At 71.5% G+C, this 18869-nt stretch carries 19 protein-coding genes and 1 riboswitch; of the genes, 15 read left to right on the top strand and 4 right to left on the bottom strand.

The genetic code is table 11. The annotated features are described in order from the left end of the window. Positions 1-35 precede the first annotated feature (35 nt). Entirely contained in the window at positions 36-761 is a 726-nt protein-coding gene (locus BLW84_RS28250) for a FadR/GntR family transcriptional regulator (protein WP_093271226.1), read from the bottom strand. Positions 762-954: 193 nt separating this feature from the next. Between BLW84_RS28250 and BLW84_RS28245 the strand changes: the two genes are divergently transcribed. Next, the gene (locus BLW84_RS28245; protein ID WP_093271310.1) at positions 955-2403 is read left to right on the top strand and encodes an acyl-CoA synthetase; all 1449 of its coding nucleotides are present in this window, start codon (positions 955-957) and stop codon (positions 2401-2403) included. Beyond that, positions 2396-3733, top strand: a complete 1338-nt coding sequence (locus BLW84_RS28240) for a carboxyl transferase domain-containing protein (protein ID WP_093271225.1) — start codon at positions 2396-2398, stop codon at positions 3731-3733. The genes BLW84_RS28245 and BLW84_RS28240 overlap by 8 nt, the downstream gene beginning before the upstream one ends. Positions 3734-3750: 17 nt before the next feature. Here BLW84_RS28240 and BLW84_RS28235 read toward each other — a convergent pair whose 3' ends face one another. Further along, on the bottom strand, positions 3751-4521 hold the full coding sequence (locus BLW84_RS28235; protein WP_093271223.1) for an SDR family NAD(P)-dependent oxidoreductase: 771 nt from the start codon (positions 4519-4521) through the stop codon (positions 3751-3753). An 89-nt stretch (positions 4522-4610) separates the two neighbouring features. Between BLW84_RS28235 and BLW84_RS28230 the strand changes: the two genes are divergently transcribed. From BLW84_RS28230 to BLW84_RS48475, 6 genes are all read left to right on the top strand, one after another. Beyond that, positions 4611-5216: a TetR family transcriptional regulator gene (locus tag BLW84_RS28230; protein WP_093271222.1), complete on the top strand. Its 606-nt coding sequence runs from the start codon at positions 4611-4613 to the stop codon at positions 5214-5216. 156 nt (positions 5217-5372) lie between these two features. Beyond that, positions 5373-6158: a 2,3-dihydro-2,3-dihydroxybenzoate dehydrogenase gene (locus BLW84_RS28225; RefSeq protein ID WP_093271220.1), complete on the top strand. Its 786-nt coding sequence runs from the start codon at positions 5373-5375 to the stop codon at positions 6156-6158. A 31-nt stretch (positions 6159-6189) separates the two neighbouring features. Then, complete coding sequence (gene dhbC / locus BLW84_RS28220) at positions 6190-7434, top strand: isochorismate synthase DhbC (protein ID WP_093271219.1); 1245 nt, start codon at positions 6190-6192, stop codon at positions 7432-7434. Positions 7435-7444: 10 nt separating this feature from the next. Further along, positions 7445-9103 carry a (2,3-dihydroxybenzoyl)adenylate synthase gene (locus BLW84_RS28215; RefSeq protein WP_093271217.1) on the top strand — a complete coding sequence of 553 codons (1659 nt, stop codon included), beginning with the start codon at positions 7445-7447 and terminating at the stop codon, positions 9101-9103. A 38-nt stretch (positions 9104-9141) separates the two neighbouring features. Beyond that, positions 9142-9795 carry an isochorismatase family protein gene (locus BLW84_RS28210; RefSeq protein WP_093271216.1) on the top strand — a complete coding sequence of 218 codons (654 nt, stop codon included), beginning with the start codon at positions 9142-9144 and terminating at the stop codon, positions 9793-9795. Between the two features lie 23 nt (positions 9796-9818). Then, positions 9819-10064, top strand: a complete 246-nt coding sequence (locus BLW84_RS48475) for a phosphopantetheine-binding protein (protein WP_093271214.1) — start codon at positions 9819-9821, stop codon at positions 10062-10064. 302 nt (positions 10065-10366) lie between these two features. Here BLW84_RS48475 and BLW84_RS28200 read toward each other — a convergent pair whose 3' ends face one another. Beyond that, on the bottom strand, positions 10367-11944 hold the full coding sequence (locus tag BLW84_RS28200) for a beta-N-acetylhexosaminidase (RefSeq protein ID WP_093271213.1): 1578 nt from the start codon (positions 11942-11944) through the stop codon (positions 10367-10369). A 12-nt stretch (positions 11945-11956) separates the two neighbouring features. Between BLW84_RS28200 and BLW84_RS28195 the strand changes: the two genes are divergently transcribed. Further along, on the top strand, positions 11957-12385 hold the full coding sequence (locus BLW84_RS28195) for a LysR substrate-binding domain-containing protein (RefSeq protein WP_093271211.1): 429 nt from the start codon (positions 11957-11959) through the stop codon (positions 12383-12385). A 10-nt stretch (positions 12386-12395) separates the two neighbouring features. Here the strand turns inward: BLW84_RS28195 and BLW84_RS28190 are convergent, their stop codons facing one another. Beyond that, positions 12396-14276, bottom strand: a complete 1881-nt coding sequence (locus tag BLW84_RS28190) for a propionyl-CoA synthetase (protein WP_093271210.1) — start codon at positions 14274-14276, stop codon at positions 12396-12398. Between the two features lie 330 nt (positions 14277-14606). Between BLW84_RS28190 and BLW84_RS28185 the strand changes: the two genes are divergently transcribed. The 6 genes from BLW84_RS28185 (at position 14607) to BLW84_RS28160 (ending at position 18602) form a co-directional block, all read left to right on the top strand. Continuing rightward, a complete protein-coding gene (locus tag BLW84_RS28185) occupies positions 14607-14864 on the top strand; it encodes a hypothetical protein (RefSeq protein WP_093271208.1) in 258 nt (85 codons plus the stop codon). A gap of 223 nt (positions 14865-15087) precedes the next feature. Further along, a complete protein-coding gene (clsA, locus tag BLW84_RS28180; RefSeq protein WP_245761438.1) occupies positions 15088-15747 on the top strand; it encodes a cardiolipin synthase ClsA in 660 nt (219 codons plus the stop codon). Between the two features lie 194 nt (positions 15748-15941). Continuing rightward, complete coding sequence (gene gcvH, locus BLW84_RS28175) at positions 15942-16325, top strand: glycine cleavage system protein GcvH (protein ID WP_093271205.1); 384 nt, start codon at positions 15942-15944, stop codon at positions 16323-16325. A 133-nt stretch (positions 16326-16458) separates the two neighbouring features. Beyond that, positions 16459-16926, top strand: coding sequence for a glycogen accumulation regulator GarA (gene garA, locus BLW84_RS28170; protein ID WP_093271203.1), 468 nt, complete (start codon positions 16459-16461; stop codon positions 16924-16926). A gap of 393 nt (positions 16927-17319) precedes the next feature. Continuing rightward, positions 17320-17796: a bifunctional nuclease family protein gene (locus tag BLW84_RS28165; RefSeq protein ID WP_029534961.1), complete on the top strand. Its 477-nt coding sequence runs from the start codon at positions 17320-17322 to the stop codon at positions 17794-17796. 236 nt (positions 17797-18032) lie between these two features. Then, the gene (locus BLW84_RS28160; RefSeq protein ID WP_093271202.1) at positions 18033-18602 is read left to right on the top strand and encodes a MerR family transcriptional regulator; all 570 of its coding nucleotides are present in this window, start codon (positions 18033-18035) and stop codon (positions 18600-18602) included. Positions 18603-18689: 87 nt separating this feature from the next. Beyond that, positions 18690-18791: riboswitch (glycine riboswitch) on the top strand. The last annotated feature ends 78 nt before the right edge of the window (positions 18792-18869 follow it).

Here is an 18869-nt window from a genome sequence, read left to right as displayed (position 1 = left end):
ATCGGCGCGGGAGCCGAGTTCGGCCGGGTGTGTCGTCAGGCCTCGTCGGCGCGGGTGGGGTCGGCGTCGGGGTCCCAGGCGAGGAGGCGGACCCGGCTCACCGTCTGGAGGTGGCGGCGCATGGCCGTGACCGCCGCGCGCGGGTTGCCCTCCCGGATCGCTTCGGCGATGCGTTCGTGCTGGGCCAGCGACTTGCCCGGCCGGTTGGGCTGGCGCAGCGACTCCTGGCGGCTCTCCGCGATCTCGGTCGCGATGGTGCGCATGAAGTCGGCCAGCAACGAGCTGTGCGCGGCGGCGGTGATCGCGGCGTGGAACCGGCGGTCGCCTTCGCCGCCGAGCCCGCCTTCGGCGATCTCGCGGCGCATGGCCGCCAGCGCCGCATCGATCTCCGCGAGGTCGGCGTCCGTGCGCCGCTGCGCGGCCAGCTCCGCGAGCTTGGTCTCCAGCGCTTCGCGCGCGTCCAGGACGTCCGGCAGGCGGCGCTTGCGCGCCACGAGCTCGGCGACGGGCTCCACGTCCAGCGACTCGCGGCGCAGGTAGGTGCCGCCGCCGTGGCGGACCTCGACGAGGCCCTGCACCTCCAGCACCACGATCGCCTGCTTGACCGACGCGCGGCTGACGCCGAGGCGCTCCGCGAGCTCCCGCTCCGGCGGAAGCCGGTCGCCGACGCGCAGGCCGGAATCCGCCACGTGCTCCCGCAGCCGCTGCACTACCTGCTCGTACAGGCGCGGGCGGGCGAGCGGTCGCAGGGCTTCGGACACCGGGTTCCTCCAGGCCGGACGGATGGTGATCAGGCTAACACCGACCATGTGGTCTAGTGGATGAGCCAATTTTGCCACACTCACTTGACGAGGTGTCCGGAACGGCGCAAAAGTGGTCGAGCCAGTGGACCACTGCCGGCTCGCCGGGCATCGCGGGTTCGCGGGCGGGACATTCAGGATCGTGGAGGTGGTCATGGCCGGCGCGGCGCAGGTGCTGTTCCCCAAGTTGCGGAAGCCCGATGAGAAGGAAGCGTTGCGCTTCGGCGAGAAGGCGCTGACCTACCGGGAGCTGGCGGCGGTGGCCGCCGGGATCGCAGAGCGCGTCGGGACGGCGAAGCGGATCGCGGTCTGGGCGACGGCGTCGCCGGAGACCTGCGCGGCGGTCATCGGCGGCCTGAGCGCGGGCGTCGCGGTGGTGCCGATCAACCCGAAGGTGGGGGAGCGCGAGCTCGCGCACATCCTCGGCGACAGCAGGCCGGATCTGCTGTTCGCGCCGCCCGGTTTCCAGCGGCCGGAAGGCCTCGGCGACGTGCCGGTGCACGAGGTCGACCTGGACGTGCGCGGCGGAGAACTGCCGCCGGAGGCGGACGAGGACGACCCCGCGCTGATCGTTTACACGTCGGGCACCACCGGGCCGCCGAAGGGCGTCGTGCTGCCGCGCCGCGCGATCCGCGCCAACCTCGACGCGCTGGCGGAGGCCTGGGAGTGGACCGAGCGCGACGTGCTGGTGCACGCGCTGCCCCTGTTCCACGTGCACGGGCTGATCCTCGGCACGCTCGGCCCGGTGCGGCTGGGCGGCACGGTCCACCACCTGGGCAAGTTCTCGTCCGCCGCCGTGGCCGAGGAGCTCGCCGGGCCCGCGACGATGATGTTCGGCGTGCCGACCATGTACCACCGGCTGGCCGAGGACGCCGAGCGCGACCCGCAGATCGGGCGCTCGGTCGGCAAGGCCCGGCTGCTGGTCTCCGGTTCCGCGGCGCTGCCCGCGGTGGAGCACGAGCGCATCGAGCGGCTGACCGGCCAGCGGGTCGTGGAGCGCTACGGCATGAGCGAGACGATCATGAACTGCGGCGTGCGGGCCGACGGCGACCGGCGGCCCGGCTACGTGGGGCGCCCGTTCGCCGGTGTCGAGCTGAAGCTCGTCGACGAGCAGGGCGGCGAGATCACGGCCAGCGACGACGAGACCGTCGGCGAGATCCTGGTGCGCGGCTCGAACCTGTTCAGCGGCTACCTGAACCGGCCGGACGCCACCGAGGCCGCGTTCGCCGACGGCTGGTTCCGCACCGGCGACGTGGCCACCCGCGCGCCGGACGGCTACATCCGGATCGTCGGCCGCAAGGCCACCGACATCATCAAGAGCGGCGGCTACAAGATCGGCGCGGGCGAGATCGAGAACTGCCTGCTGGAGCACCCGGCGGTCGCCGAGGCCGCGGTCACCGGCGAGCCCGACGCCGACCTGGGCGAGCGGATCATCGCCTGGATCGTGCGCGCGCCCGGTCAGGAGCCCGCCGAGCAGGAGCTGGTCGACCACGTCGCCCGCCTGCTCACCCCGCACAAGCGGCCGCGCGAGGTGCGGTTCCTGGACGCGTTGCCGCGCAACGAGATGGGCAAGGTGCAGAAGAAGGCACTGCAGCATGGCTGAGCACACCGCGGCTCGCACGGTCGTCGAGTCGGTCAGCCGGGGGTTCGAGGAGTTCGAGCCCCCGGCCGGGCCGCCGGCCGCGGACGGCCCGCTGGGCTGGCCCGGCTACGACGAGCAGCGCGCCCGCGCGACCGCGCGGACCGGCTCGGACGAGTCGGTCCTGTGCGGTCGCGGCTGGGTCGGGCAGCGGCAGGCGGTGCTCGTCGCGTTCGACTTCGCCTACCTCGGCGGCTCGGTCGGGGAGGCGGCCGGGGCGCGCATCGTCGCGGCGTTCGAGCAGGCCAGGGAGCTGCGGCTGCCGGTGATCTCGCTGGTGGCCTCCGGCGGCAGCCGGATGCAGGAGGGGATCTGCGCCCTGCGCCAGCTGCAGGAGATCGCGCGGGCCTGCCTGCTGACCCGCCAGGCGCGGATCCCGCACATCGCGGTGCTGCGCGATCCGACCACCGGCGGCATGTGGGTGGCGCTGGCGGCCGCGGCCGACGTCGTGCTGGCCTCGCCCGGCGCGGCGGTCGCCTTCGGCGGAAGCCGGGTGCGCGACGCGTCCGAAACCGGCGAGGCGTTCCACGCCGAGGGCAAGCTGGCCGACGGCCAGGTGGACCAGGTCGTCGACGACGCGGAACTGCCCGGTGCGCTGGCGGATCTGGTGTCGCTGCTGCATCCGGAGCGCTTGGTGCGGCCGCCGGAACCGGCCCCTGTCCCGGCGTCGCTGGCCGGTGGCGAGCCGCCCGCCACGGGCTGGGCGGCAGTGCAGCGGGCGCGCTCGGCGGACCGGCCGCGCGCCGGGGCGTACCTGGACGCCTACTTCACCCGGCGCTTCGAGATCAGCGGTGACCGCGCCGGCGGCCGGGACGGCGGGATGATCTGCGGCTTCGGCGACCACGACGGGCGAACGGTCGCGTTCGCCGCCCAGGCGGGCACCGCGAACACCCCGGCCGGGTTCCGCACCGCGGCCCGGCTGATCCGGCTCGCCGACCAGCTCGGCGTCCCGGTGCTGACGCTGGTGGACACCCCGGGCGCGGCCAACGACGCGGCGGCCGAGCACGGCGGCATCGGGCCGGCCATCGCGGAGGTGTTCGCCGCGGTCGCCGACGCTCAGGTGCCGGTGACCACGCTGGTCATCGGGGAGGGCGGATCGGGCGGTGCGCTGGCGCTGGCCGCGCCGGAGCGGACCTGGATCACCGCGGACGCCTACTTCGCGGTCATCGCGCCCGAATCCAGCGCGGCCATCCTCAAGCGCGATCCGGCGGAGGCGCCGGACCTGGCGGGTCACCTGCGGTTGCGCCCCCAGGACCTGCTGGACCTGGGCTTCGTCCAGGGCATCGCCCGCTGATCATCCCGACGGGGGGATCACATGTGGGTGCCGCCGTCGATGCGCAGTTCGGTGCCGGTGACGAACGCGCCGTCGTCGGAGGCCAGCATCGCCACCACGCCCGCGACCGTCTCCGGCCCCGCCATGCCCTGCCCGATGGCGGGGATGAGCTTCGCGAACAGGCTCATGTCGGCGTCCTCCGGCAGGCCCGGGCCGCGCCCGGTGGTCATGCCGCTGCTGATCGAGCCGGGCGCCACGGCGACCGCGCGCAGGCCCTGCTTGGCGTACTCGCCGGCCAGCGCGTGGGTGAAGGACTGGATGCCGCCCTTGGAGGCCGCGTAGGCCGCCATGTAGGGGTGCGTGAAGCTCGCCGAGGTCGAGCTGAAGTTGACCACGACGCCGCGCCCGGACTCCAGCAGCGCGGGCAACGCCTCGCGGGTCATCAGGAACGTGCCGGTCAGGTTGACCGCCAGGATCGTGTTCCAGAACTCCAGCGTGGTCTCGTGCGTGTGCGCCGACCGCAGGATGCCCGCCGCGTTCACCAGCACATCGAGCCCGCCGAGCGTCGCCACGGCGTCGGCCACGCCGGCGCGTACGGAGCCCTCGTCGGCGATGTCCACCACAGCGGTGGTCAGCCGGTCGGCGGTGCCGTTCTCGGCGGCGGTGGCGGCGGTGGCCGCCAGGCCCTGCTCGTCGCGGTCGAGCCCGACGACCCGGCCGCCCTCGGCGAGGATCCGGTGCACCGTGGCCTGTCCGATGCCCGAACCGGCCCCGGTGATCAGGACGCGACGTCCTTCGAAGCGCTCCATGGGAGTTCACTCTCTCTTGCATGGGATCGACACATCGTGTCTATGTGGCACAACATGCCACATGGACACCTTATTCCTAAACTGGGGGAGTGAACCTCACTGAACGCCGTAAAGCCGCCACCCAGCTGGAAATCGCTCGCGCCGCCGCCGCACTGTTCGCCGAGCGAGGCTCCGACGGCACGACAGCTGAGGCCATCGCCGAGCGCGCCGGGGTGAGCCTTCGCACCTTCTACCGCTACTTCCGCACCAAGCAGGACTCCGTCGCGCCGTTGCTGGCGTTCGGCGCCCGGCGCTGGCAGGACCTGCTGGCGGCCACGCCGCGCGACATTCCCCTGCCGGATGCGCTGGAGCAGGCCGCCAAAAGCGCCATGGTCGTTCGCGACGAGGACGACGTCGAGTCCTTCGGGTGGACGCGGGGCCTGCTGCGCGCGGCCGTCGGCGATCCCGCGCTGCTGGCGGTGTGGGCGAACGTCAACCAGGTGTCGGAGCAGCAGCTCGTGCCGCTGCTCGCCGAACGCGCCGCCGGTGGCGCCGATGATCTGCAGATCCGCCTGACGGCCGCGGCGGCCACGACCGCCATCCGGGTGGCCGTCGAGGTGTGGGCGATCGGCGATGCGCCGGCGGACGGCGCGGGGTCGGCCGCGGAGCTGGCCGTCCGCTGCATGCGCGAGCTCACTGCGGGTCTCGGCCGCTAGTTCGGCCGGGTTACGAGGTCGCGGCATTCGTGGCGCGGTGGATTGCGCTCGGTGATCAATGCCACCTCGATGGAGGGAAGATCCGGACACGTCCGTGTTCTAAACTCAGGCTCGCCTGACAAAGGTTAGGCTTGCCTGAGTTGACTGAAGGGTGCGATGAACCGGACGGGGATCGGCGGCAAGGTCGCCATCGTGACAGGCGCGGGCCAGGGCATCGGGGCGGCGGTGGCCACCGCGCTCGCCGGGCTCGGCGCCACGGTCGCGGCCGTGGACCGGAACGGCGAGCAGGCCGAAGCCGTGGCCGCCGAGCTGACCGGGCGCGGCCACGCGGTCCACGCCTACCGCGCCGACGTCGCGGACGCCGCCGCCGTCGGCGACGTCGTGGACCGCGTCGAGCGTGCGCACGGCCCCATCGACGTCCTCGCGAACGTCGCGGGCGTCCTGCAGTTCGGCACCGTGCAGGAACTCACCGACGAGGACTGGCACCGCACCTTCGCGGTCAACACCACCGGGGTGTTCAACCTGTCCCGCGCGGTGTCCAAGCGCATGATCGGCCGGCGGCGCGGCGCCATCGTCACGGTCAGCTCGAACGCCGCCGGCGTGCCCCGGCACGGGATGTCCGCCTACGCCGCCTCCAAGGCCGCGGCGACGATGTTCACCAAGTCGCTCGGGCTGGAGCTCGCCGAGCACGGCATCCGGTGCAACGTCGTCGCGCCCGGCTCCACCGACACCGAGATGCAGCGTGGGATGTGGGCCGACGAGCGCGGCGCCGAGCGCGTCATCGCCGGTTCCCCGGAGACGTTCAAGGCGGGCATCCCGCTGCGCAAGCTCGCCACCCCGCAAGACATCGCCGACGCGGTCGTCTTCCTGGCCTCCGACCAGGCCGGGCACATCACGATGCACGACCTGTACGTCGACGGCGGCGCGACCCTGCGCGCCTGATCACGCCTGCCGCACACCCGGAAAGGTTGCCATGACCACGATGGACAGCGAAACCGACGGCATCGGCCTCGTCGCGGACGACGAAGCGACCCGACTGCTGGCGGCTTACGAGGCAGGCTCGTCGTTCCTCTTCTCCGCGCCGCACGGCGTGCTCTTAGCCCGCGGCGTCTCCGCGATCGTTCCCAAGACCCAGTGCGCGCGCGAGGAACTGCCCCGGCGGGTGGCCGATTTCCTCAACAGCGCAACGGAATTCGGCCGCCGCAACCCGATGGTGGTGGGCGCGGTGCCGTTCGGCGAGAGCCTGCCCGCGCACCTGGTGCTGCCCGACGAGGTGGTCCGGGCCGCGCCGTTGAACGTCGTGGTGCCGCAGCCGCCGCGCAGCGACGCGCCGGACTGCTCCGTCCGCCCGGTGCCCGCTCCCGCCGAGTACGAGCGCGGCGTCAGCCGGGTGCTGCGGCGACTGGCCGACGGCGAGTTGAGCAAGGTGGTCCTCGCGCGCTCGCTGGAACTGACCGCCGCCGAGCCGATCGACGTCCGCAGCGTGCTGCGCAACCTCGCGCTCGCGGACCCGGCCAGCTACACCTTCGCGGTGGATCTGCCGCGGCACGGCGAGGACGGCACCCGCGACAGCTTCGGCGCGCCGCCGCCGCTGCGGCGCACCTTCCTCGGCGCCAGCCCGGAACTGCTGGTCTCCCGCCGCGGCATGCGGGTCCGGTCGAACCCGATGGCCGGTTCGCGGCCGCGCAGCGCCGACCCGGTCGAGGACCGCCGCCGCGCCGCCGAACTGTCCACTTCGGACAAGGATCGCCGCGAGCACGCCGCCGTCGTCGACGCGGTCGTGCAGGCGCTGCGCCCGTTCTGCCGCGACCTGCAGGTCCCCGCGCCGTCGGTGATCAGCACCGCCGCCATGTGGCACCTGGCCACCGAGATCACCGGCGAGCTCCGCGACCCGGCGACCTCCTCGCTGGAACTGGCCGACGCGCTGCACCCCACGCCCGCGGTGTGCGGCACCCCGCTGCAGCGCGCCCGCGACGTCATCGCCGAAACCGAGCCGTTCGAGCGCGGCTACTACGCGGGCATGGTCGGCTGGTGCGACGCCGCCGGAGACGGCGAGTGGGTGGTCGCCATCCGCTGCGCCGACATCGAGGACGATGCGATGCGGTTGTACGCGGGCGCGGGCATCGTCGCGGGTTCCGACCCGGCCGACGAACTCGCCGAGACGTCCGCGAAGTTCCGCACCGCGCTGTCCGCGATGGGCCTGGACCAGGCCGTCTGAGGGGGAGAACATGACCGCATCGCTACCCGGCTGCCCCACCTGGCCGGAGGAGTTCGCGCAGCGCTACCGGGACGCGGGCCACTGGCGCGGCTACACCTTCGGGCAGCTGCTGAGCGAACGCGCCGCCGAACACCCCGACCGCACCGCCGTCGTCGACGGCGACCGTCGTATCTCCTACCGGGACCTCGACGTCCGCGCCGACCGGCTCGCGGCCGGCCTCCGCGAGCTCGGCGTCGGCGCGGGCGACCGGGTCGTGGTGCAGCTGCCGAACATCGCCGAGTTCTTCGACGTGTGCTTCGCGCTGTTCCGGCTCGGCGCGATCCCGGTGTTCGCGCTGCCCTCGCACCGGCTGACCGAGATCTCCTACTTCTGCGAGTTCAGCGAGGCCACCGCCTACATCACCGTCGACGTCGAGGCCGGGTTCGACCACCGGAAGCTGGCGGCCGAGGTCGTCGCGAAGGTCCCCGGCCTGCAGGTGCTGATCGCGGGTGAGCCCGGAGCTCGGGGTTCGGGGTGTCCCCACAATGGCTTTCGGGCGCTGTCCGATGTGGACGCCGAACCCGCGGAGCTCGCCGGCCCGGCGCCCGGCGACATCGCCTTCCTGCAGCTCTCCGGCGGCAGCACCGGCGTGCCGAAGCTGATCCCGCGCACCCACGACGACTACATCTACTCCTTCCGCGTCAGCAACGAGATCTGCGGCGTCACCGCGGACACGGTCTACCTCGGTGCGCTGCCGATCGCGCACAACTTCCCGATGAGCTCGCCCGGCACGTTCGGCGTGCTGCACGCCGGCGGCACCGTCGTGCTGGCCCGCCGGCCCAGCCCGGACGAGGTGTTCCCGCTGATCGAGCGCGAACGCGTCACGCTCCTCGCGGCCGTGCCGCCGCTGGCGCTGGTGTGGCTGGACGCCGCCGCGAACACCGAGCACGACCTGTCCAGCCTGGAAGTGCTGCAGGTGGGCGGGGCCAAGTGCAGCGAAGAGGTCGCGCGACGGGTGCGGCCGGTGCTCGGCGCCACCCTGCAGCAGGTGTTCGGCATGGCCGAGGGCCTGGTCAACTACACCCGCCTCGACGACCCGGAGGACGTCATCCTCGGCACGCAGGGCCGCCCGATCTCGCCGGACGACGAGGTGCTCGTCGTCGACGACGACGACAACCCGGTGGCACCCGGCGAAACCGGGCACCTGCTCACCCGGGGGCCCTACACCATCCGCGGCTACTACCGGGCCGAGGAGCACAACGCCCGGGCGTTCACCGCGGACGGCTTCTACCGCACCGGCGACGTCGTCCGGCTCACGCCGGCGGGCAACGTCGTCGTCGAGGGCCGCGCGAAGGACCAGATCAACCGCGGCGGCGAGAAGATCGCCGCCGAGGAGGTGGAGAACCACCTGCTGGCGCACCCGGCGGTGCACGACGCCGCGGTGGTGTCGATGCCCGACGACTACCTCGGCGAGCGCAGCTGCGCGTTCGTCGTGCCGCGCGGCACCCCGCCGAAGGCGCGGGAGCTGATCAAGTTCGTGCGCGAGCGCGGCCTGGCCGCGTACAAGGTGCCGGACCGGGTCGAGTTCGTCGAGCAGTTCCCGCAGACCGGGGTCGGCAAGGTCAGCAAGCGCGACCTGCGGGAGGCGATCTCCCGCGAGCTGGTCCCGGAGCTGCGGAACCGGACGTGAGCCGAGTGCCCGCAAACCACGACAGACAGGGAGGACCGGTGGCACTTCCGGCCATCGCACCGTACCGCGTGCCGCAGGAGGACGAGCTGCCCGAGAACCGGGTGGCCTGGCGGCCCGAGCCGGATCGCGCGGTGCTGCTGATCCACGACATGGAGCGGCACTTCGTCAATGCCTATCCGCGCAACGGAGAACCGCTCAGCCAGGTGGTGCCGAACATCCGCATGCTGCGGGAGCGCGCCCGCGCGGCCGGCGTTCCGGTGGTGTATTGCGCGCAGCCCGGCGGTCAGACGCCGGAACAGCGCGGGCTGCAGCTGGAGTGGTGGGGCCCGGGTGTCGCCGACCCGACGCAGGAGGCGATCATCGACGAGCTGGCGCCCGGCGCCGGCGACGTGCAGCTGACCAAGTGGCGCTACAGCGCGTTCCAGCGCACCGAGCTTCGCGAGCTGCTGCGGGACTGGAACCGCGACCAGCTGATCATCACCGGCATCTACGCGCACATCGGCTGCCTGATGACGGCGGCCGAGGCGTTCCAGCAGGACGTCCAGGCGTTCCTGGCCGCCGACGCGGTCGCGGACTTCTCGCTGGCGGAGCACCGGATGGCGCTGGATTACGCCGCCAAGCGCTGCGCGGTGGTGGACACTTCGCGGGGGCTGGCGCGATCGCTGGTGTTGCACGAGTCCGAAGTGGCCTGACGAGTTTCGGGGAGAACGTGGGAATGTCGCAGAAGTTGACGCTGGACGACGTGCGGGCGCAGGTCGCCGAGCTGCTGTACGAGGACCCGGCGGAGCTCACCGACGAGGAGAACCTCATCGACTGGGGCCTGGACTCGGTGCGGATCATGACGCTGGTGGAGAACTGGCGCCGCCGCGGCGTCCAGATCACCTTCGCCGACCTCGCCGAACGCCCGACCCTGGCGGAGTGGTGGGCGGTCCTGGAACCCAAGCTCCCAGCAGGGGAGTGACGAACGAGGGACGCCCTCCGGTGGTAAGGCGTCCCTCGTTCGTTCGAACGATCAGAGATCGTTCTGGAAGCGTCGTAGTCGGGTGTGGAAGAGCGGGCTTTGTTCTTGAAGCGGCGCAGCCGCTTAGCCCACTTACGCAACTTGCACCGCCGCGGGTTCTCAGACGTCGTCTGGCGAGGACGGCCCCGATGCCGCGTATTGGTTCATACGAAAGTCGGGGATCCCACAGCCAGGCGGCGTCTGTAACTCCCGCGGGGGGCCGCCACCTGCACCGCCACGCAGAATGAGTTTGGAAACAGTCTTCAGTCCTGCCAGGGGACTTGGGGTGAGCGGTAGTAGTCGATCCCGGATGCCGTCATGCGCGGGCCGTGGGTGGCCAGGCGCTGGCGGAAGGACTCCCAGTCCTGGGCGGACTTGGGGGACCAGCCGAGCTCGGCGATGGCCGGCAGCCGCGGGAAGGCCATGAACTCGATGTGATCGGAGTTCTCCAGGGTCTCCGACCACAGCGGGGCCTCCACACCGAGGATCGACTCCTCCGGCACGCCCTTGAGGTAGCTGCCCGGATCCCAGCCGTAGGCGTCGGCGACCTCGATGTAGCCGGCCCAGTGCAGGCCCAGCTCGGTGTTCTCGTCGTACTTGTGGTCCAGGTAGGACAGGTTCGCCGGCGACGCCAGGATCTTGTTGCCGCGGGCGACCGCCTCGTCGAGCAGGGGATCGGTGTCGGTGGTGCCCCAGTACTGCAGCACCGCGTCGCCCTCGGGCGCGCCCTTGCCGTACTCGTGCCAGCCCAGCGCGGTCTTGCCGTACTTGGCGGGCAGCGGGATCACCTTCTCGAAGAACCGCTTGTAGTCCTCGTCGGTGGTCGAGTGCGCCTCGTCGCCGCCGATGTGCAGGTACGGCCCGGGGGTGATCGCCGCGAGCTCGCGGATGACGTCCTCGACGAACCGGTAGGTGATGTCCTTGTCCACGCAGAACGAGCTGAAGCCGACCTCGATGCCGGTGTACAGCGGCGGCGCGACGCCGTCGCAGTTGAGCTCGGCGTAGGAGGCCAGCGCGGCGTTGGTGTGCCCGGGCATGTCGATCTCGGGCACGACGGTGATGTACCGGGACGCCGCGTACTCGACGATCTCCGCGTAGTCCTCCTGCGTGTAGTAGCCGCCAGGGCCACCGCCGACCTCGGTGCTGCCGCCGTACTCGGTCAGCCGCGGCCAGCTGTTGATCTGGATCCGCCAGCCCTGGTCGTCGGTCAGGTGCAGGTGCAGCCGGTTGATCTTGTAGCGGGCGACCTGGTCGATGTAGCGCTTGACCTGGTCCACGCTGAAGAAGTGCCGGGCGACGTCGAGCATCGTGACCCGGTGCTCGAACCTCGGCTTGTCGACGACCTCGCCGCCGGGCACGGTCCACGGCCCGGGCTGCTCGGTCGGGCTCTCGATCGCGGCGGGCAGTAGCTGCCGGAGCGTCTGCACGCCGTTGAACAGGCCTTCGGGGCTGCTCGCGTGGAGGCCGATGCCGTCGTCGGCCACCTGCAGGCGGTATCCGGCCGGGCCGAGCTCGGGGGATCCGTCCAACGTCAGCGAGATCCCGCCGGAACCCTCGTTGACCGGGATCGGGAAACCGGTGGCCGCGCGCAGGACCCCGGCCAGGTACTCGCCGACCTCGGCGGCGTCGCCGGCGGCCTCGATCGAGGTCTGCTCGGCGAGTTCGTAGGTGGTGCCGGGGGCGGGCTGCACCGACTCGGGTGCGGGGATGATGTTCTCCATCGCGATGTTCTCCTCGGCCGGTGCGCCGCCGGCGGGCGCGACGAGCCCGCCGGTGAGCAGCGCACCCGCCACGACGGCGAGCGCTGCTTTGCGCACCGTCGGTAGGGGCGGTCTGGTCATGTGCCTCGCTCCATGATCGGGGAACGGCCCCATAAAGGTATAGACCAAATTTGGAAGCGGCAGCCTCCAACTGGGCGTATCGGGCATGCCGAACGGTCACCCGCGACCGCGCACGAGGCCTGGATCGCACCGCACCACGACCAGTTCCAGCTGATCGAGGTCGCGTGCGCGGCGGCCGGTTTCGCCCCGCGGGTGGCGCACGAGGCGGCGGAGTGGAACTCGGTGCTGACCCTGGTGTCGCACGGGCTCGGCATCTGCCTGCTGCCCAGGCTCGCCACCGTCTCGCCGGACCACCGCGTGGCGCGAATCCCGTTGCGGGACAAGCCGGCGCCGTCGCGCAGCGTCCTCACCTGCGTGCCCCGGGGCAGCCGGGCGCAACCCGCGATCGCCGCCGTCCTCCAAGCGCTGGAGGAGGTCGCACGGGACCGTCAGGGCGGGTGAGGCGTCGCGCCTAGCCCTCGCCGCGCAGCGCGGGCCGCAGCTTGTCCAGCACCGCCGGGTCCTCGATCGTGGAGGGCACCTTGGTGTCGCCGGTGTCGGCGATCTCGCGCATCGACTTCCGCAGGATCTTCCCCGAACGTGTCTTGGGCAGCCCGTCCACCACCGACACGTCGCGGAACGCCGCCACCGGCCCGATCTGCCCCCGCACCGCCGCGACCAGCTCGTCCCGCAGCACCTCCTCGGAGATGTCCACACCGGACTTCAGCACCACGAACCCACGCGGCACCTGGCCCTTCAGCGAATCGCGCACGCCGATCACCGCGCACTCGGCGACCGCCGGGTGCGCCGCGAGCACCGCCTCCATCGAGCCGGTCGACAACCGGTGCCCGGCGACGTTGATCACGTCGTCGGTGCGGCCCATCACGAAGACGTAGCCGTCGGCGTCGACGTAGCCGTTGTCGCCGGTGAGGTAGTAGCCGGGGTACCGCGACAGGTACGACTCGCGGAACCGCTCGTCGTCGCCCCACAGCGTCGGCAGCGTGCCCGGCGGCAGCGGCAGCTTCAGGCAGATCGCGCCGTCGGTCTCCGGCGGCAGCGGGTTCCCGGCCTGGTCCAGCACCGCCACGTCGTAGCCGGGCACCGGCACGGTCGGCGAACCCGGCTTGACCGGCATCGGCTCCAGCCCGCGCAGGTTCGCGCAGATCGGCCAGCCCGTCTCGGTCTGCCACCAGTGGTCGATCACCGGCACGCCGAGCTGCTCCGACGCCCAGTGGTAGGTCTCCGGGTCCAGTCGCTCGCCGGCCAGGAACAGCGCCTGCAGGCTCGAGATGTCGTGGGCGGCCAGCAGTTCGGCGTTCGGGTCCACCCGCTTGATCGCCCGGAACGCGGTCGGCGCGGTGAACAGCGCCTTGACCCGGTGCTCGGCGATGACCCGCCAGAACGCGCCCGCATCCGGCGTGCCCACCGGCTTGCCCTCGTAGACCACGGTGGTCGCCCCGGTCAGCAGCGGCGCGTAGACGATGTAGGAGTGGCCGACGACCCAGCCGACGTCCGAGGCGGTCCAGAAGACGTCGCCCGGCCCGATGTCGTAGATGTTGGTCATCGACCAGCGCAGCGCGACCGCGTGCCCGCCGTTGTCGCGCACTACGCCCTTCGGGCGCCCGGTGGTGCCCGAGGTGTAGAGGACGTACAGCGGATCGGTGGCCTTCACCGGCACGCAGTCGGCCGGTTCGGCCTGCGCCAGCGCATCCTGCCAGTCCACGTCGCGCGGCCCGAGCTCCGCGCGGGCCTGCTCGCGCTGGAACACGATCACCCGCTTCGGCTGGTGCTCGGTCACCCGCAGCGCCTCGTCGACGATCGGCTTGTACTCGACGATCCGGTTCGGCTCCAGGCCGCACGACGCGGCGACGATCACCGCCGGCCGGGCGTCGTCGATGCGCGCCGCCAGCTCCTTCGGCGCGAAGCCGCCGAAGACCACCGAGTGCACCGCGCCGATGCGCGCGCAGGCCAGCATCGCGACGACGGCCTCGGCGATCATCGGCATGTAGATCACGACCCGGTCGCCCGGCTCGGCGCCCTGCGCCCGCAACGCCCCGGCGAACAGCGCCACCCGGTCCAGCAGCTCCCGGTACGTCCAGCGGCGCACCTCGCCGGTCATCGCCGAATCCCAGATCAGCGCGGGCTGGTCGCCGCGCCCGTCGCGGACGTGCCGGTCCAGCGCGTTGAAGCAGGTGTTGAGCTCGCCATCTGGGAACCACCGGAAGAACGGGTCCGCGGTGGCGTCCAGGGCTCGCGACGGTGCCCGCTCCCACTCGATCGCGGCCGCCGCGTCGAGCCAGAAGCCCTCCGGATCGGCCGAACTCCGCCGGTAGGCCTCGGCATAGGCACCCATGAACCCGTTCCTCCTGCATCCGCCCCGATGTCGCCTGTCGTCCTACCGCACAACGCGGCGTAGCGCCAGGGTCACCCGTAGCTCTGCGCGAAACGCTTTTGTCACAACCGAAACACGGTCGATCGGACGAACGGCCGCGCGGACTTCGGCCGCGCTGAGCGCCGCCCGCACGCCCGGATGCAACTCGGCGACACAACGTGTCCGTTTGGCGCTGCGCGGGTAGATCGACGCGACAGAGCGTGCTCGTCCGAACACAATCAAGCCGATGTCGATGATCGGGCTAACACCACGGCGCATCGCGCCGACAACCGAATCGGAGGTGCTACAACGATGAGCACGGAACCGGCCTTGGCCACACAGGCATCCGCCGCCCAGACCGCCGCTGCCGCTCGGGTCGAACCCGGCTGTGGCTCCGCGGCCACCGAACTTCCCACCGCGCCGTGCAGCGTGGTGTGGAGCGGGGGCCATTCCTACGTCCTCGAGGGCTCCACCGGAGCTCGCTGGGCGGGCGTCGACGACCGCGGCAGGGCCCGGTTCCTCACCGATGCGGACCTCCGCCGCCGCGGCTGGAGCCGCACGCGGGCGTAGCCGCTCCCGGCGGCCGATGGCTCCCGCTGCGGAGCAGCCCGATCGACCGGCTTCGCGGGAGCCCGGCCGCCAAGTGTGTTCTGCGAGGAATGTGAGACCCTGATCTGGTCGGGATGCACAAGTTGTGTCCGAAGCGGGGGCAGGACGCACAACCATTTACGGGAGGCTCGTGGTGCAGGATGCTGAGCGCACCACGGAAGACACCACGAGCGGGGATCGCGGGATGAATCCCGGTCCGGCGGGGCAGGACCCCGCGGCAGGGCGCCCCGATCCGGGCATGGCCCGGATACGGGAGGCCGCCGCCGGCGTGTGGGCCGATCCATGGTGGACACTTCCGAACCTGCTCAGCGTGATCCGGCTGGCCGGCGTGCCGGTGTTCCTCTGGCTGCTGCTGGGCCCGAAGGCCGACCTGCTCGCCCTGCTGGTGCTGGTGATCAGCGGCATCACGGACTGGCTCGACGGCAAGCTCGCCCGCTGGCTCAACCAGTACAGCCGTATCGGCGAGCTCCTCGACCCGGCCGCCGACCGCCTCTACATCGTCGCGACCCTGGTGGCCTTCGTGCTGCGCGACGTGGTGCCCTGGTGGGTCGCCGCCGCGCTGGTCATCCGCGACGTGGTGCTGACGCTCTGCCTGCCGGTGCTGCGCTGGCACGGCTACGAACCGCCGGACGTGCACTACCTCGGCAAGGCCGCGACGTTCTGCCTGATGTACGCGTTCCCGCTGTTGCTGCTGGTGCAGGAGGACTTCCCGCTGTCCGAAGTGGTGCGTCCGATCGCCTACGCCTTCACCTGCTGGGGCGGCGCGCTCTACCTGTGGGCCGGCATCCTCTACCTCGGCCAGGTGGTCGCGGCGGTCCACCAGGCCCGCGCCAGACCGGCCTGAGTGCCGTCCGGACTTCTCGCGTGCGCAAAGGGCGCCGCCCGCCGATCCGATCGGCGGGCGGCGCCCTTTCGCGTCGTGCGCTGGAGGGTCGCCTTGCGGCCTGCGCCGCGTGGTGAATACGCTCGCCGAGCCGATCACGCGAACCTCCGTGACCGGTGATCCACAGCACCAGCGGAGCAGGGAGGCGGGACCACGTGGCGGCCCCGGACGAGATCAAGTACACCGAAGAGCACGAGTGGATTCAGCGCACAGCTGAAGACAAGGTGCGCATCGGTATCACCGACTACGCCCAGCAGCAGCTCGGCGACGTGGTGTTCGTGCAGCTGCCGGACCTCGGCCAGCAGGTCACCGCCGGCGATTCGATGGGCGAGGTGGAGTCCACCAAGAGCGTCTCGGAGATCTACGCGCCGATCACCGGCGAGGTGGTGGCCCGCAACGAGCAGCTGGAGGACGAGCCGGAGTTGGTCAATTCGGCCCCGCTGGACGACGGCTGGATGGTCGAGCTCAAGATCGCCGACCCGGCCCAGCTGGACGGTCTGCTCGACGCCGCGGCGTACCAGAAGCTGACCGAATCCTGATCCGACCAGGCAAGATCGTCGGACTGTCAGGGCCCGAGGGAAAGATGTCGGGAGTCCCGCGTTCCGCGTCTGTACCTGCACGGTACGTTGGGCACATACTTGGCACGATCTATCCGCGTAGAGGAGAGCTCAGGTGAGCCAATTCCCCGGCCACGGCGACGTTCCGCCGGAGCAGTCACCGGAGACCACCTCGGTCTTCAGGCCCTTCCTCTCGGAGCCGGAAAGCACCGAGAGTGCGTCGCCGGAGCCAGCCCCCGCATCCGGGGTCGATGCGCTGCCCGCGGGGTCCGCCCTGCTGGTGGTCAAGCGCGGCCCCAACGCGGGATCGCGATTCCTGCTGGACCGGGAGACCACCAGCGCGGGACGGCACCCGGACAGCGACATCTTCCTCGACGACGTCACGGTTTCCCGCCGGCACGCCGAGTTCCGGCGCGAGGGCAATGACTTCGTGGTCGTCGACGTCGGCAGCCTCAACGGCACCTACGTCAACCGGGAGCCGGTCGACACCTCGGTGCTGGCCAACGGCGACGAGGTGCAGATCGGGAAGTTCCGGCTGGTGTTCCTGACCGGCCCGATCGATGGGGGCCCGGGCGCCCGCTGAGGGGGCCCTTGGACCGACCAAGTCCACCAGCCAGCGGGGCGGCGCCGAAGCGGCGTCGCCCCGCTGGCGCGTGAAGGTAGTGCGCAGCCGAGATCGACTGACTTCCCGCGCGGGGAATTTCCCGCCGTCGCAACCGGTTTCCACGTTGTAGCGGCCACCTTTAGACCGGTCCGGCGGACGGGTTGGCGGTGTATCGTGCTGGTAATGCTCGATGACGAGCTCAGCCAGCGGTTCGGGCCAGATGCACCGGCAGGAAGGCCGCGGATTCGGTGGTCGACCAGACCGCTAAAGGGATGGGCGTGTCCGCCGCAACGCGGGTAGCGTCGGAGGCGTCGGTGCGCGATCCTCGACGGGGATGTCACGCTTCGGCGCGCTGGAGGAGGCGATGTGACGATGAGCAGCGAGATGCGCGTCGTCGGCGTGCGAGTTGAACTACCAGCAAACCAGCCGATTCTGCTGTTGCGCGAAGCGCACGGCGAGCGTTACCTGCCGATCTGGATCGGCTCGGTCGAGGCGACCGCCATCGCGCTGGAACAGCAAGGTGTGCGGCCGCAGAGACCCCTTACCCACGACCTGTTGAAGGACGTCATCGGCGCCCTCGGGCGCGACCTGGAACAGGTGCGGATCACCGACCTGCAGGACGGCACCTTCTTCGCCGAGCTGGTGTTCGACGGGGATGTGCGGGTTTCCGCGCGGCCGAGCGACTCGGTGGCGCTGGCGCTGCGCATCGGGGTGCCCATCCACGCCGACGAGTCGGTGCTGGACGAGGCGGGGCTGATCATCCCGGACGAGCAGGAGGACGAGGTGGAGAAGTTCCGCGAGTTCCTGGACTCCGTCTCCCCGGAGGACTTCCGCGGCGCCGACACCTGAGTCAGCCGATCGACCGACGACACGGCCCGGCCCCCGTCTGAGCGTGCAGGCGGGGGCCGGGTCGTCCAGGTGCCCCGCGCGTCGCGTTGACCTCCCCGCGGGGCAGGCATACCGTCGAACTTACGCGAATTGCCCCGGTGTGATTCGGCCGCTGGGCGGTGTTCGCGGCCTCGGACCGCGATGGTCCGGGAGCTGGTGATCGTCGTCGGCTTCGTGCCGGACGAGGGGAGGCAGGCGTGGTCGAGGAAGCGTCCAACCGGGATGCTGCCGTGGAGCAGGGCGAGCTGTTCCCCGACGCCTCACTGCCGGACGAACTGGTCGGCTACCGGGGTCCGGCCGCCTGCCAGATCGCCGGCATCACCTACCGCCAGTTGGACTACTGGGCGCGCACCAAGCTGGTCGGCCCGTCCATCCGCGGCGCCGCCGGCTCCGGCTCGCAGCGGCTGTACTCGTTCAAGGACATCCTGGTGCTCAAGGTGGTCAAGCGACTGCTGGACACCGGGGTGTCGCTGCACAACATCCGGGTCGCGGTGGAGCACCTGCGCAACCGGGGCGTGCAGGACCTGGCCAGGCTGACGCTGTTCAGCGACGGCACGACGGTCTACGAGTGCACCTCTGCCGAGGAGGTGGTCGACCTGCTGCAGGGTGGTCAAGGGGTGTTCGGCATCGCCGTCAGCGGCGCGATGCGCGAGATCAGCGGCACGATCCACGACTTCCCGGCCGAACGGGCCGACGGCGCGGAGCTGGTCCCGCTGGACGACGAGCTGTCCCGCCGGCGGCGGGACCGGCAGGCCGAGACCGGCTGAGCCGACCGAACCCGACCGGGCGATGTGCGGCAGGTGACATCGCTGGTCCATTGGGACGCCCCGATCGGGTAAGCTGCGGCACATCGCCGACCCCGTGCGGGAGAGTCCGGCCCGGCCTCGGCCGCGGTCGGCGCCGAAGGAGCAACCCTCCCCGACAACCTCTCAGGCCACCTGGACCGCACGGGCGAGATACCTCTGGAAAGAGGGTGCACCACCGCCGTGGTGCATCCCGCCGACGGTGCAAGCCCGGTTCCCGGGTGAAGCTCT

Origin of the sequence: Saccharopolyspora shandongensis (assembly GCF_900106995.1) — a bacterium.
GTDB lineage: Bacteria > Actinomycetota > Actinomycetes > Mycobacteriales > Pseudonocardiaceae > Saccharopolyspora > Saccharopolyspora shandongensis.
Note: the sequence above shows the minus strand (reverse complement) of the source record. Positions and strands in the feature narration are given on the sequence as shown.

Coding starts and splice junctions, on each gene's coding strand:
- BLW84_RS28245 (WP_093271310.1), top strand. CDS start 955: ATGGCCGGCGCGGCGCAGGTGCTGTTCCCCAAGTTGCGGAAGCCCGAT.
- BLW84_RS28235 (WP_093271223.1), bottom strand. CDS start 4,521: ATGGAGCGCTTCGAAGGACGTCGCGTCCTGATCACCGGGGCCGGTTCG.
- BLW84_RS28165 (WP_029534961.1), top strand. CDS start 17,320: ATGAGCAGCGAGATGCGCGTCGTCGGCGTGCGAGTTGAACTACCAGCA.
- BLW84_RS28185 (WP_093271208.1), top strand. CDS start 14,607: ATGAGCACGGAACCGGCCTTGGCCACACAGGCATCCGCCGCCCAGACC.
- BLW84_RS48475 (WP_093271214.1), top strand. CDS start 9,819: ATGTCGCAGAAGTTGACGCTGGACGACGTGCGGGCGCAGGTCGCCGAG.
- BLW84_RS28240 (WP_093271225.1), top strand. CDS start 2,396: ATGGCTGAGCACACCGCGGCTCGCACGGTCGTCGAGTCGGTCAGCCGG.
- BLW84_RS28215 (WP_093271217.1), top strand. CDS start 7,445: ATGACCGCATCGCTACCCGGCTGCCCCACCTGGCCGGAGGAGTTCGCG.
- BLW84_RS28195 (WP_093271211.1), top strand. CDS start 11,957: ATGATCGGGGAACGGCCCCATAAAGGTATAGACCAAATTTGGAAGCGG.
- BLW84_RS28200 (WP_093271213.1), bottom strand. CDS start 11,944: ATGACCAGACCGCCCCTACCGACGGTGCGCAAAGCAGCGCTCGCCGTC.
- BLW84_RS28190 (WP_093271210.1), bottom strand. CDS start 14,276: ATGGGTGCCTATGCCGAGGCCTACCGGCGGAGTTCGGCCGATCCGGAG.
- clsA (WP_245761438.1), top strand. CDS start 15,088: ATGAATCCCGGTCCGGCGGGGCAGGACCCCGCGGCAGGGCGCCCCGAT.
- dhbC (WP_093271219.1), top strand. CDS start 6,190: ATGACCACGATGGACAGCGAAACCGACGGCATCGGCCTCGTCGCGGAC.
- BLW84_RS28225 (WP_093271220.1), top strand. CDS start 5,373: ATGAACCGGACGGGGATCGGCGGCAAGGTCGCCATCGTGACAGGCGCG.